Source organism: Arthrobacter sp. SD1074B (assembly GCF_056780195.1).
This window is the reverse complement of sequence record NZ_JBRAZT010000001.1, coordinates 1652131-1663904: the sequence shown is the minus strand read 5'-3', so window position 1 is coordinate 1663904 and position 11774 is coordinate 1652131. Positions and strand designations below refer to the sequence as shown.

Below are 11774 nucleotides of genomic sequence, written 5' to 3'. Positions count from 1 at the left end.
CTCACGGTGGGCGGCTTCGGGATCCCGTCCAGTTTAGTGGTTGCCGCGGGTTTCCGGCTCAGCGGGCTGCCGGCGGTGCGATCGGCAGCAGGGCCGGTCCGGCGGCCAGGGTGTCGGCGGACATCTCCCAGACCCGCCGCAGCGCGCAGAACTTCCACCAGTGGTGCTTGAGCACCTCCGGGTTTGCCCGTTGCGGCCGTACCTCCGTTTCGCCGATGGCCACCGCGAGGAGGATCGGGGAGTCACCGTGCTGCCAGGCTTCCCAGTCCCCTGCCACCGGGTCCACCAGGCTTTCTTCCGCTTTCATCCCGGCCACCAGCTGCATCACCACCTTGTCATCGAGCGGCTTGACCGTGCCGTCACGGCTGGTTCCCTTGGTCTTGTAGTCGATGAGGCAGGTGCGGCCGTTGATTTTCGCCACCAGGTCCAGGGTGCCGGCATAGCCCACCGTCTTGTTCCAGACCGTGATTTCCGGAGCAACCGGCTCCACCTGGAACAGCTCCCACCACTCGTCGAAGCGCGCAGCAAATGCTTCCTCGCCGTTGGCCGCCAGTGCCTCGCGGGTTTCCTTCATCTGGTGCGGACGGCCAAGCGCCCGCAGGGCCACCTGCTCGCAGTAGTTGTGGACGCGGTCGCCGCGCTTGGCGGCGTCGTCCCGGTGCGTTTCGGCTGCCTTGGCGGCACGGCTTACCGCCTGCCGCACCTTGGCCGGGCTGCCCAGGATGGCCGGGAGCGCGGGATCCGCGGCGAGGCTGTTGGCGCCCATGTAGCCGAACCAGCCATCCAGGCCGTGGGGCTGCTGGCCGATCACCGTCGTGATGGACGGGACAGAGAACTGCTCGGATGTGGAACGGGCATACATCCGGCCGTAGTCGGTGGCGTGGGCGAGAAGCGGGGCGGTCATAGAAAGACTCTTTCACAGGGGTCGGACGCTGCAGGAAAACAAAATGGCCCGCCCCGCTCTGTGAGCGGAACGGACCATTTTCCAGGTGGGCGATACTGGGTTCGAACCAGTGACCTCTTCGGTGTGAACGAAGCGCGCTACCACTGCGCCAATCGCCCCGGTGCCATTGAATGCTAGCCCACCCCGGCGGAATTTAGAAATCGGCGCTCCCGACGTCCGCGCTGCTCCCTTGTGGCCGGTCCGCAAGCGGCCCGCGGCTCCGGCCGCCGTCGTCGTCCTACCGCTCAGGCGACTGACCACCGTCGACTCCCCACCCCTCAGGCGCCCGGCCCCGACGTCGCCGAAGCCCGTCCAAATTACACCCCTGTAATTAGCAAAATCCGCTAGATTGCAGGGAAGGACGGGGGTAACACGGCGGGGAACGTGCCCCGATTTGTAAGTTCCCTGAACCTCCTATAGAGTTCTTACTCGTTGGAACGCGAGGAAATGCCGATTGCGGCAGTGAATCGCAGGCAACATTGCGGACGTAGCTCAGCTGGTAGAGCACCACCTTGCCAAGGTGGATGTCGCGAGTTCGAATCTCGTCGTCCGCTCGCAGGACACTGTCACGGATAAGGTTCCTCTGGAATCCTGTCTACACGGTGGGTTGGCCGAGAGGCGAGGCAGCGGCCTGCAAAGCCGTATACACGGGTTCGAATCCCGTACCCACCTCGGTGAAAACCCTGGTTTCCGGTTCCGGCCGGATACGAAGGGGCGATTGGCGCAGCGGTAGCGCGCTTCCCTGACACGGAAGAGGTCACTGGTTCGATCCCAGTATCGCCCACCAGAGCAAGGCAACTTGCTTGATCCAGTACCACCGGCCCAGCCGGAACGGACTAAATGCGGACGTAGCTCAGCTGGTAGAGCACCACCTTGCCAAGGTGGATGTCGCGAGTTCGAATCTCGTCGTCCGCTCTCATGTTTCACCAGATTCACACAACTCCACTCCGGATCCTTCCGGTTGCGGGCGATTGGCGCAGCGGTAGCGCGCTTCCCTGACACGGAAGAGGTCACTGGTTCGATCCCAGTATCGCCCACCACGAGAGCAGCTCCCCCGGGGCTGCTTTTTTCATGCCTATCCGCGTTCCCTCCCCAGGGTCTTTCTCCTCTGGGCGTACACCCTTGGCACGTCTCCACCTGCCGGTTAGGATCGAAAGCGCTAGGAGCGATCTGGCTCCGCGACCGAAGGGAGGTGCCCGTGGGTTTAATTGACGATCTAAAGGGCAAGGCTCAGCATCTGATTGGTGGCAACGAACAGGCCATCAAGGACGGCATCGAAAAGGCGGGTGATTTCGTCGATTCGAAGACCGGCGGAAAATATGCCGACAAAGTAGATTCCGCCCAGCGAGGCGCCTCCGACTACGTGGACAACGCGGACGGCCGGCCGGCAACGGCCCCCGCCGCAGAGCCGCATGTCGCGGGTGAGCCACCCGTCGCCGGGGAACCCCGGCAGCAGGGCCTCTGACCCAGGTACGTCAGCGAGGTGCCGGTCCCGCCGAGAGGCGGCGCCGGCACCTTCGTCGTTTAACGGCCAACGTGGACTCCCCAACTACTGCGAGTCAGTTGGGTGGCCGTCGCGCCCGGGGCTAGGAAGGCTCGTGGTTCTGGCCCTCCCGGGCCAGCGCGGTGAGCCGGGACACGGCGCGGAAGTACTTCTTCATATACCCGCCGGTCATCATTTCCTCGGTGAAGAGCTGGTCGAACGGCACGCCGCTGGCCAGGATCGGCACGTCCTTGTCGTACAGCCGGTCCGCCAGGACCACAAAGCGCAGCGCGACGGCCTGTTCGGTGATGGTCTCGACGTTGCGCCACACCACGCCGTCGATCCCGTCGATCAGCTGCCGGTAGCGGCTCGGGTGCACGCCGGCGAGGTGGTTGATCAAGGTGCTGAATTCGTCCTTGGCCACCGTCCGGCCGTCGAACTCCGCCTTCATGTGGTGCGTTAGCTCGTCATTGCGCAAGGGCGCGGGCGCCTTCGGCAGGCCGCGGTGGCGGAAGTCCTCGCCGTCGATCCGCACGACGTCGAACTGGTCTGCCAGCACCTGGATCTCGCGGGCGAAGTCGACCGCGGCAAAGCGGCCGTCGCCGAGGGAACCCGGCAGGGTGTTGGACGTCGCGGCGAGCTTGACCCCGGCGTCGGCGAGCTCGCGCATCAGCCGGGACATCAGGACCGTGTCGCCCGGATCGTCGAGTTCGAACTCATCGATGCAGACCAGCTTGTAGTGGCTGAGCGCCTCCACGGTCTTGCGGAAGGACAACGCGCCCACCAGGTTGGTGTACTCCACGAAGGTGCCAAAGGCCTTGGGCCCCGGGGCTGCGTGCCACAGCGAGGCGAGCAGGTGGGTCTTGCCGACGCCGAAGCCGCCGTCGAGGTAGATGCCCGCCCGCGAGGTGTCTTTCTTACCGAAGAGCCGCTTGAACAAGCCGTCGCCGTCCCGGGAGCCGATGCCGGCCGCGAAGCTTTGCAGGGCGTGGACCGCGTGGGCCTGGCTTGGCTGGGCCGGGTCCGGCCGGTAGCTGGCGAAGGACACCTCACCGAAGCGCGGCGACGGATAAAACCCGTTGAGGAGTTCATCGACGGAAACCGCCGGTGTTCTGGCGGCGAGCTGTTCGATCTGTACCAAGGTGGTCCGTTCTGCTGGTCTCGTGTCCCCAGAAAGAATACCGGCAAAGGCGGGTTTCCCTTCCGGGCGCGGGATCCGACGTGACCAAGGCCATATTTCCGCTCAAGAAGCCGGTTGAGCAATCCCGCCGGAGCGTGGCTAGGGTGGTAGCAGGCCCGGCGCCGCGCACCATCCATCGCCCGGTCCCATGACCGCCCAGTGAAAGGCCATCTTCATGCCCTACCCCGTTGAGCAGAACGACAAATTTGCCGCCTACGCCCACCCCGAGCGCCTGGTTTCTACCGAGTGGCTCGCGGCGGCCATCGAAGGCGGCGCGCTCGACGGCGGCAAACTGGTGGTCGTCGAGTCGGACGAGGACGTGCTGCTGTACGAAACCGGCCACATCCCGGGCGCGGTGAAGATCGACTGGCACACCGACCTGAACGATGAGGTCACCCGCGATTACGTCGACGGTGAAACCTTCGCCGCACTGGCGGCCGCGAAGGGGATCTCGCGCGACAGCACCGTGGTGATCTACGGCGACAAGTCGAACTGGTGGGCCGCCTACGCGCTGTGGGTCTTCACGCTCTTCGGCCACGAGGATGTCCGGCTGCTCGACGGCGGCCGGGACAAGTGGATCGCCGAGGGCCGCCCGATGACCACGGACCGGACGGTCCCTGCGCCGGGTGACTACCCCGTCGTCGAACGCAACGACGCCCCGATCCGCGCCTTCAAGGACGACGTGCTGGCGCACTTCGGCAAGCCGCTGATCGACGTCCGCTCGGCCGAGGAGTACACCGGCCAGCGCACGCACATGCCGGCCTACCCGGAAGAGGGCGCCCTGCGCGGGGGCCACATCCCCACCGCCGCGTCCATCCCCTGGGCCCGCGCCGCCGCGGAAGACGGCACCTACCGCAGCCGCCCCGAGCTGGAGGCCCTGTACCTGGACGAGGCCGGACTCAAGGAGGGCGACGACGTTGTGGCCTACTGCCGGATCGGCGAGCGGTCCAGCCACACCTGGTTCGCGCTCAAGTACCTGCTGGGCTTCGACACTGTCCGCAACTACGACGGTTCCTGGACGGAGTGGGGAAACGCCGTGCGTGTCCCGATCGTCAAGGGCACCGACCGCGGCACCGTGCCGGCAGGGTTCTAGCGGGCAGCCACCGGACCGGACCGGGACACATCCGCCCGCCGTGCGTAAGCTGGGAGTGATGAATACTTCTGCCCTCCCCGCCGCCTTGGCGGATATTGTTGATGATTTCCAGGCCCTCGAAGAAGCCGAGCGGCTGCAGCTGCTGCTCGAGTTTTCCCGCGAGCTGCCGGATCCCCCGGCGCGCCTGCAGGACCACCCGGAGCTGATGGAGCAGGTGGTGGAATGCCAGTCGCCGCTGTTCCTGACGATCGAGACCGAACCCGGCGACGGGCAGTCCGGCGGCGCGCCGGAGCGGGTGCGTTTGTTCTTCAAGGCGCCGCCGGAGGCTCCCACAACCCGCGGATTCGCCGGCGTGCTGCACGAGGGACTCGACGGGCTCAGCCCGGCCGAGATCCTCGCCGTTCCGGACGACATGCCCGAGCTGCTGGGCCTCACCCGGGCCATCACTCCGTTGCGGATGCGCGGAATGACGGCGATGCTCGGCCGCATTAAGCGCAAGGTTGCTGCCCTGCCGCAGCAGGCCTGAGCCGGTCCTGTGGCACGCAAACAGGCATCCCAGGGAACCCCTGCCACCGCGGCACTCGTGGCGGCAGGGGTTTCCTTCGTCGCGCACCCCTACAGCCACGACCCCGCCGCCACCAGTTACGGGATGGAGGCCGCGGAAGTGCTGGGCATTGACCCTGCCCGGGTCTTCAAGACGCTGATGGTCGACGTCGACGGGCGCCTCGCCGTCGGCGTCGTGCCGGTGAGCGGCAATCTGGACCTGAAGGCGATGGCCGCAGCCCTGGGCGGCAAGAAGGCGGCGATGGCAGACCCGGCGACGGCGGAGCGCCGCACCGGCTACGTGCTCGGCGGCATCTCGCCGCTGGGACAGCGGCAGCCCTCCCCCACCGTGGTCGACGCGAGCGCGCTGGAGCTGGAGACCATCCTCGTGTCAGGCGGCCGCCGTGGCCTGGACCTGGAACTCAGCCCGGCCGACCTGATCCGGTTGACCGGCGCCAGCACGGCCCGGATCGGCTCGCACCGCAGCTAAAGCGCGAACGTACACTTGGGGCCCGCTTTTGCGCGCGCAACGGGGCCGCAAGTGTACGTTCGCGCTCCAGGGCGGGGCCGCAAGTGAACGTTCGCGCTCCAGGGGTTAGCCGGACGGGGAGGGCCGGGGTGCGAGCTGCTGCCGCAGCCAGGCCGTGACCAGCGACTCCCAGCGCTCCGGGTCAACGTTCCATTCCTTGGTGTGCCGCGCCGTGTTGAACGCCTCGAAGGTGACCATCTCCGGATTCTTCTCCGCGAGGTCCGCGGACGGACCGTAGGGGACGTATTCGTCGTCGACGGAGTGCAGGATCAGCGTCGGCGTCCGGAGCTCGACGGCGCGGGACACCCAGTCCATCGCCTTGAGGTCCACCGGAGCTGCCAGCCCGGTCAGCCGACGGCCCAGCGGGTGGCTCATCATCAGCTGGCCGTAGCGTCCGACGGCGGAGGGGATCCGGTTCAGCTCTGCGTGGTGGGCCAGGACGTTGACCCAGTTGATCACCGGGGCATCCAGCACCATGGCCCGGATCAGGTGGTGGTAACGGGACAGGTCCGCGGTCTGCAGGCAGATGGCCCCGCCCATCGACCAGCCAAAGAGCACCACCTCATGGGCGCCCTGTTCCACCGCGTAGGCAATCGCGGCCTCCACATCGCGCCACTCGGTGGACCCCAAGCCGTAGCGGCCGTCCTCGGCGGAGGGCGCCAGACCATCGTTGCGGTAGGAAATCAGCAGGCTCGTCAGACCGAGTTCCCGGGCCACCCGGACGGCCCGCAAGCCCTCCTGCCGCGAGGCTCCGCGCCCGTGCACCATGATCGCCCACGTGTCCGACGACGGCGCATCGGCGCCCGGGACCGCGGGGACCAGCCACGCCGGCGCTGTTCCGCCGTCGACCTCGATCTGCACCTCTTCGAACGGCAGCCCGATGGCCGCAGGATCCGGGTGGACGGCCCCGCTCCAGTAGCCGCGGCGCGCCGTCGTCAGGTCGCCGCTGTAGACGGCTTCCACTTCGCGCAGGACCGTCTGCTCAGCCGGGGAATAGGACAGGATCCGGCCCAGCCGGGCGTGCCCGCGGCCGCCGTCGAAAAAGAAACCGTACACGCCCTCCACGGTGGAATCCGGGGTCGCCTTGAGGATGACCTGCTGCCGGCGGCCCTCGCGGATCACCGCCAGCACCTCCTGGTCCTCCTCGCGGACCCGGACCGGGGTGATCACACGCCGGGCAAAGTACAGGGCCAGCGCCGAGGATCCCGCGGCAAGGAGGCCAGCCGCGGCACCTCCGCCGATGATGCCTGCCACCGCCCACTTGGCGCTCCCCGGGACGGCCGTGTCCGGAGCACCGCTGTCCGGCAGCCTGGCCTGCAGGAGGCGGGAGGCCCCGCGGGCAGTCAGGGTCCGGGGCTTTTGCGGGACGAGGCGCAGGGAGGATGCCATGGCACCATTCTTACCGAACTCCCGGCCAAGCCCGGCATCCGGCGCACCGCGGCCCGATCCGCGCCGGGGCGGCAGCCGCCGGCACAATAACAGCTAGGCTGGGGGCATGAGCGACCCAATCGTCATCCTGACAGAAGAGCCCCTCGGCGCGGACGACCGCGTCAACATCGAGACCCTCGTGGCCGACAGCGACTCGCCGCTGGTCGTCCTGGTCCCGGCGAACACCGAGCGCCACCTGCTGGTGGACTTCCTGGAGAACCTTTCCATGCTGGAGATCGCCAAGGCGTTCCGGGACTTGACCGCCAAGCACCCGGATCCGGCCGTGGAACGGACGGCGGCGGCCGAAACCCTGGCGACCTCGCTCGCCGCGCTGGGCGGCCTGGGCGGCGGCGTGACCGGCGAAGTCGTTGAAGGCCGGGCCGTGGACGGCTTGGTCGCCAAGGTCAAGGAACTGAACGCCGGGCAGGCCGTAGTCATCACCCGTCCGCACGCTGTCGCGGACACCTTCCACACCGACTGGGCCAACGAGGCACAGGACAAGCTTGGCCTTCCGGTGCTGCATTTGTACGCCGGATCGGGATTTATCGGGGACTCCTGAGCGTTATTGACGTCATGAGCATCTTCAGCAACAAGCCCAAAGTCTCGCCTGTCAGCTCCTCCGCCGGTGACGCCGCCGGCAACGAGCCCACCGCCGGCAACACGGTGTCGGCCGGTCAGGCGCCGGTCGAAAAAACGGACCAGCAATGGCGCGAGGAACTGAGCCCGGAGGAGTACCGTGTGCTGCGCCAGGCCGGAACGGAACGGCCCTACACCGGCGAATACTGGGACACCCATACCGAGGGCGTGTACCAGTGCCGGGCCTGCGGCGCCGAGCTCTTTACCAGCCGGGAGAAGTTCGACTCGCATTGCGGCTGGCCCTCGTTCTTTGCGCCGCTCGCGGACGGCACCGTGCGCTACATCCACGACCGCACGATGGGGATGGACCGTATCGAGGTGCGGTGCGCCGCCTGCGACTCCCATCTTGGCCACGTCTTCGAAGGCGAGGGGTACGGCACTCCCACGGACCAGCGCTACTGCATCAACTCCGTCTCCCTGAAGCTTGTCCCCGCGGCCGGCGCCGCCCCTGCCGGCATGGAGTCCTGAGCGACCCCCGGAACCGCTGGAGCTGGAAAGCGTCCGGGCGCCCTATGACTCAGAGTTCCTTACGCTCGGCTGCTTTTTAGGTTAGAGCTGCTGTTTGCTTGCTACGCTCGCCGTAGACGTTCCAAGCAACCAGAAAGGCGACCGACGATGACCATGACCGCCCTCACCGCCCCTGCCCCGATCACCGCAGACTCCCCCGAATGGCAGCGGCTCAAGGCCGCTGCCACGGCCCTGCAGGCGCTCCAGATCCAGGACGGCTCCGTTCCGGAGGCTGCCGACCACGAGGCCGCGGCCGGGCACGTCGCCACCATCACGGCAGCTGTCGCCGCACTCGCTCCGGCCTTCCCGCATGACGCGCGCTACCTGGACTTCCTGGCTGTCGACTTCCAGCGCTGGGCCGACGGCGGATTCGGCGTTCCCGATTTCCTGGACTCGCTCCAGGCGTTCCAGCCGCAACAGCACCGCGTCAACGGCCTGCAGCACCTCGTGGTCTTCCCGATGTACACGCAGAACGGCAGCAGCAACCGCCTGGTCGAGGCCGTGCTGATCGAGGTCATCTGGCCGGAGTTTATCGCCGGCCTGGAAGCGGGCGAATACTCCAACAAGCTCTTTGTCCCGATCCGCTTCCTCGATTTCACCCCCGGCTACGACACCAACTCCGCCGTACTCTTCCCCGAGACCGTGGCCGTCCGCGAGACCCCCACCTTCACCTGGGGCGCCATCTTCGCCGACCGCGAGGCCGCCCGGTTCCGCCGCGTCCTGCGGGCCGCCGCGGACATCACCTCGCTGCAGCTGCCCGAGGACGCCGCCGGCCTGCTCGTGGACCAGGAGCTGACGCAGGAGACCTTCGTCATGTGGGACCTCATCCACGACCGCACCCACATGCGCGGGGACCTGCCGTTCGACCCGTTCATGATCAAGCAGCGCATGCCGTACTTCCTGTACTCGCTCGAGGAACTCCGCTGCGACCTCACAGCCTTCCGCGAATCCGTGAAGATCGAAAAGGACGAGGAAGCGGATCCGGAAGCGCGCCGGCACGCCAAGCTGGTCCAGTATGCCGTCATCTTCGACCGCATTTTCCGCTTCGCCATCACCGGCAGCCGCGTCCGCAACTACGACGGCCTGGGCGGGCAGCTGCTCTTCGCCTGGATGCACCAGCACCACGTACTGCACTGGACCGACAGCAAGCTCAGCATCGACTGGGACGAGGCAGCCGACGTCGTCGTGGAACTCGGCGCCCGGATCGAGGAACTGTACTGGCGCTCGATCGACCGCCCCAAGACCGCCCACTGGCTGGCCGCCTATGAACTGGTCTCCGGCACCCTGACGCCCAATCCGGCCTCGGTCTGGGCCAAGGGGCCGGGCGCCCTGCCGCTGGACGGCCCGCCGCGCGGCCTGACCGACCAGGTGCTCGACGACGAGTTCCCGCTCTCGATGTTCTACGAGGCGCTGGAAAAGAAGATGCGGACCGTGATTGAATCGACCGCCGGCATCACCGGGTCGACAGACACCCACGCGGACGCGGCCGCCAGCCAGGCGATCAACGCCGGATGAGCAGCGGACGCACGCTCAACATCCTGGTGGCCGGCGGCAGCAGCCCGTCCGGAATCGCCGTGGCCCGCGCCCTCCGAAGTGCGGGGCACGCGGTGTTCACCGTCGGTTCCGATGCCGCCCGCATCCAGGCCGCCGCCGCCGAAGCCGGCAGCGGCGTCGTGCCGCTGGCCTGCGACCTCGCCGATCCGGCGGCGGTCCGGGACCTCCACGCAGAGCTGGCCGCACGGGCCGGACCCATCGACGGCGTGATCCACCTGGTGGGTGGCTGGCGCGGCGCCAAGGGCATCACTGACCAGAGCGACGAAGACTGGGACTTTCTGGAACGCAACGCCGTCACCACGCTCCGCAACGTCAGCCGGGCCTTCTACGACGACCTCGCCGCTTCGGACACCGGACGGCTGGCCATCGTCTCGTCCACCGCGGTGGCCAGCCCGACGGCGGGCGGCGCCAGCTACGTGGCGGCCAAGGCCGCCGCGGAAGCCTGGACCCTCGCGGTGGCCGACGGCTTCCGGCGTGCCCAGTCCGGAAACTCCGGAACGACAGCAGGCCCGGTGGAGCAGCACAGCGCGGCCGTCATCTTCGTGGTGAAATCCCTCGTGGACGCCGCGATGCGCGCCGCCTCCCCGGAACGCAAATTCCCCGGCTTTACCGACGTCGAGGAGCTGGCGGCGGCCGCCGCCGGGCTTTTCCGGACCCCCGCCGGGGAACTGAACGGCCGGCGGCTTCCCCTCAACCGGTAAGCCGGCACCCCTAGACTGAAAGCGTGAGCAAAGAGATGACCAGCACGGTCGAAACAATGACGGTCGACACCAACACCACTGACGCCGCCCCCGCGAACACCGCGGTGCGGCTCCACGACCCTTCCGTCCGCGGCTTCGCCTCGGACAACTACTCCGGCGTGCACCCGGAGGTCCTCGCCGCCCTGGCTGCGGCCAACGAGGGACACCAGGTGTCCTACGGCGAGGACGACTACACCGCCCGCCTGCAGGAACTGATGGAAGAGCACTTCGGCGCGGGCATCGAGTGCTTCCCCGTTTTCAACGGGACCGGCGCGAACGTCCTGTCGCTCCAGTCGCTGCTCCCCCGCTGGGGCGCCGTCGTCTGCGCCTCCACCGCCCACATCAACATGGACGAGAACGGCGCGCCGGAGCGGATCGGCGGCATCAAGCTGCTGCAGGTCCCGACGCCGGACGGCAAGCTCACCCCCGCCCTGATCGACCAGGAAGCCTGGGGCTGGGGCGACGAGCACCGGGCCCAGCCGCTGGCCGTCTCCATCACGCAGACCACCGAGCTGGGCACCTGCTACACCCCCGACGAGGTTCGCGCCATCGCGGAGCATGTCCACTCCAAGGGCATGAAACTGCACATGGACGGCGCCCGCCTCGCCAATGCAGCGGCCCACCTGGGCGTGCCGCTGCGGGCCTTCACCCGCGACGCCGGCGTGGACATCCTTTCCTTCGGCGGCACCAAGAACGGGCTGCTCTTTGGCGAGGTGGTGGTTGCGCTGAATCCCGAGGCCGCCCACGGCCTGATCTACCTGCGCAAGATGAACATGCAGCTGGCCTCCAAGATGCGCTTTATGTCGGCACAGTTCATCGCACTGCTGGAAGGCGACCTGTGGCTGCGTTCGGCCGAGCACGCCAATGCGATGGCAGCGCGACTGCGCGCCGGCGTGGAGTCGATCCCGGGGGTCGAGCTGAGCCAGAAGACGGAGTCCAACGGCGTCTTCGCCGTCCTGCCCGCCGGGGTGGCGGACCGGCTGCGGAAGTCCTTCCGCTTCTATGACTGGAACGAAGCGGCACGCGAGGTCCGCTGGATGTGCTCCTTCGACACCACCGAGGAAGACGTTGATTCCTTTATCGCCGCGATCAAGCGCGAGCTCGCGGACGGCTAGCAGCACGCCGGTCCCGGCCCGGC

Annotated in this window: 12 protein-coding genes and 6 tRNA genes; 14 read left to right on the top strand and 4 right to left on the bottom strand. The window is 67.7% G+C overall.

Features of this window, described 5'->3' with window-relative positions; all coding sequences use genetic code 11:
• Nucleotides 1-58: 58 nt before the first annotated feature.
• Together ACUYM2_RS07675 and ACUYM2_RS07670 are read right to left on the bottom strand one after the other, a co-directional pair.
• Nucleotides 59-904: a cytochrome gene (locus ACUYM2_RS07675; RefSeq protein WP_481599533.1), complete on the bottom strand. Its 846-nt coding sequence runs from the start codon at nucleotides 902-904 to the stop codon at nucleotides 59-61.
• An 86-nt stretch (nucleotides 905-990) separates the two neighbouring features.
• Nucleotides 991-1062: transfer RNA gene (locus tag ACUYM2_RS07670), tRNA-Val, on the bottom strand.
• A 362-nt stretch (nucleotides 1063-1424) separates the two neighbouring features.
• Here ACUYM2_RS07670 and ACUYM2_RS07665 point away from each other — a divergent pair.
• The 6 genes from ACUYM2_RS07665 to ACUYM2_RS07640 all read left to right on the top strand — a co-directional run bounded on the left by ACUYM2_RS07665 (nucleotide 1425) and on the right by ACUYM2_RS07640 (nucleotide 2408).
• Nucleotides 1425-1497 (top strand) — tRNA-Gly (locus ACUYM2_RS07665).
• A 47-nt stretch (nucleotides 1498-1544) separates the two neighbouring features.
• A tRNA-Cys gene (locus tag ACUYM2_RS07660) sits at nucleotides 1545-1615 on the top strand.
• Nucleotides 1616-1655: 40 nt separating this feature from the next.
• Nucleotides 1656-1730 (top strand) — tRNA-Val (locus ACUYM2_RS07655).
• A gap of 55 nt (nucleotides 1731-1785) precedes the next feature.
• A tRNA-Gly gene (locus ACUYM2_RS07650) sits at nucleotides 1786-1858 on the top strand.
• Between the two features lie 50 nt (nucleotides 1859-1908).
• A tRNA-Val gene (locus ACUYM2_RS07645) sits at nucleotides 1909-1983 on the top strand.
• 158 nt (nucleotides 1984-2141) lie between these two features.
• The gene (locus ACUYM2_RS07640; RefSeq protein ID WP_481599532.1) at nucleotides 2142-2408 is read left to right on the top strand and encodes an antitoxin; all 267 of its coding nucleotides are present in this window, start codon (nucleotides 2142-2144) and stop codon (nucleotides 2406-2408) included.
• Nucleotides 2409-2529: 121 nt separating this feature from the next.
• Here ACUYM2_RS07640 and zapE read toward each other — a convergent pair whose 3' ends face one another.
• Entirely contained in the window at nucleotides 2530-3567 is a 1038-nt protein-coding gene (zapE, locus tag ACUYM2_RS07635) for a cell division protein ZapE (protein WP_481599531.1), read from the bottom strand.
• Between the two features lie 214 nt (nucleotides 3568-3781).
• Between zapE and ACUYM2_RS07630 the strand changes: the two genes are divergently transcribed.
• Genes ACUYM2_RS07630 through ybaK form a run of 3 tightly spaced genes read left to right on the top strand, consistent with a single transcriptional unit; the run spans nucleotide 3782 to nucleotide 5732 of the window.
• Nucleotides 3782-4699, top strand: a complete 918-nt coding sequence (locus ACUYM2_RS07630; RefSeq protein ID WP_481599530.1) for a sulfurtransferase — start codon at nucleotides 3782-3784, stop codon at nucleotides 4697-4699.
• A 58-nt stretch (nucleotides 4700-4757) separates the two neighbouring features.
• The gene (locus ACUYM2_RS07625) at nucleotides 4758-5225 is read left to right on the top strand and encodes a SufE family protein (RefSeq protein ID WP_481599529.1); all 468 of its coding nucleotides are present in this window, start codon (nucleotides 4758-4760) and stop codon (nucleotides 5223-5225) included.
• 9 nt (nucleotides 5226-5234) lie between these two features.
• The gene (ybaK, locus tag ACUYM2_RS07620; RefSeq protein WP_481599528.1) at nucleotides 5235-5732 is read left to right on the top strand and encodes a Cys-tRNA(Pro) deacylase; all 498 of its coding nucleotides are present in this window, start codon (nucleotides 5235-5237) and stop codon (nucleotides 5730-5732) included.
• Nucleotides 5733-5837: 105 nt separating this feature from the next.
• On the opposite strand, the gene ACUYM2_RS07615 is transcribed toward ybaK, so the two are convergent.
• Nucleotides 5838-7160, bottom strand: a complete 1323-nt coding sequence (locus tag ACUYM2_RS07615) for an alpha/beta hydrolase family protein (RefSeq protein ID WP_481599527.1) — start codon at nucleotides 7158-7160, stop codon at nucleotides 5838-5840.
• Between the two features lie 106 nt (nucleotides 7161-7266).
• On the opposite strand from ACUYM2_RS07615, the gene ACUYM2_RS07610 reads away from it, so the two are divergent.
• The 5 genes from ACUYM2_RS07610 to ACUYM2_RS07590 all read left to right on the top strand — a co-directional run bounded on the left by ACUYM2_RS07610 (nucleotide 7267) and on the right by ACUYM2_RS07590 (nucleotide 11751).
• A complete protein-coding gene (locus ACUYM2_RS07610; RefSeq protein WP_481599526.1) occupies nucleotides 7267-7758 on the top strand; it encodes a hypothetical protein in 492 nt (163 codons plus the stop codon).
• A 14-nt stretch (nucleotides 7759-7772) separates the two neighbouring features.
• On the top strand, nucleotides 7773-8303 hold the full coding sequence (msrB, locus tag ACUYM2_RS07605) for a peptide-methionine (R)-S-oxide reductase MsrB (protein WP_481599525.1): 531 nt from the start codon (nucleotides 7773-7775) through the stop codon (nucleotides 8301-8303).
• A gap of 147 nt (nucleotides 8304-8450) precedes the next feature.
• The gene (locus tag ACUYM2_RS07600; protein WP_481599524.1) at nucleotides 8451-9857 is read left to right on the top strand and encodes a DUF6421 family protein; all 1407 of its coding nucleotides are present in this window, start codon (nucleotides 8451-8453) and stop codon (nucleotides 9855-9857) included.
• On the top strand, nucleotides 9854-10597 hold the full coding sequence (locus ACUYM2_RS07595; RefSeq protein ID WP_481599523.1) for an SDR family oxidoreductase: 744 nt from the start codon (nucleotides 9854-9856) through the stop codon (nucleotides 10595-10597). The genes ACUYM2_RS07600 and ACUYM2_RS07595 overlap by 4 nt, the downstream gene beginning before the upstream one ends.
• Before the next feature lie 23 nt (nucleotides 10598-10620).
• Nucleotides 10621-11751, top strand: coding sequence for a threonine aldolase family protein (locus ACUYM2_RS07590; RefSeq protein ID WP_481599522.1), 1131 nt, complete (start codon nucleotides 10621-10623; stop codon nucleotides 11749-11751).
• Nucleotides 11752-11774 lie beyond the last annotated feature (23 nt).

What these genes read in the sequence shown, in the direction of transcription:
- ACUYM2_RS07675 (WP_481599533.1), bottom strand. Translation starts at nt 904, where the DNA reads ATGACCGCCCCGCTTCTCGCCCACGCCACCGACTACGGCCGGATGTAT.
- ACUYM2_RS07630 (WP_481599530.1), top strand. Translation starts at nt 3,782, where the DNA reads ATGCCCTACCCCGTTGAGCAGAACGACAAATTTGCCGCCTACGCCCAC.
- ACUYM2_RS07625 (WP_481599529.1), top strand. Translation starts at nt 4,758, where the DNA reads ATGAATACTTCTGCCCTCCCCGCCGCCTTGGCGGATATTGTTGATGAT.
- ACUYM2_RS07615 (WP_481599527.1), bottom strand. Translation starts at nt 7,160, where the DNA reads ATGGCATCCTCCCTGCGCCTCGTCCCGCAAAAGCCCCGGACCCTGACT.
- ACUYM2_RS07610 (WP_481599526.1), top strand. Translation starts at nt 7,267, where the DNA reads ATGAGCGACCCAATCGTCATCCTGACAGAAGAGCCCCTCGGCGCGGAC.
- msrB (WP_481599525.1), top strand. Translation starts at nt 7,773, where the DNA reads ATGAGCATCTTCAGCAACAAGCCCAAAGTCTCGCCTGTCAGCTCCTCC.
- ACUYM2_RS07600 (WP_481599524.1), top strand. Translation starts at nt 8,451, where the DNA reads ATGACCATGACCGCCCTCACCGCCCCTGCCCCGATCACCGCAGACTCC.
- ACUYM2_RS07595 (WP_481599523.1), top strand. Translation starts at nt 9,854, where the DNA reads ATGAGCAGCGGACGCACGCTCAACATCCTGGTGGCCGGCGGCAGCAGC.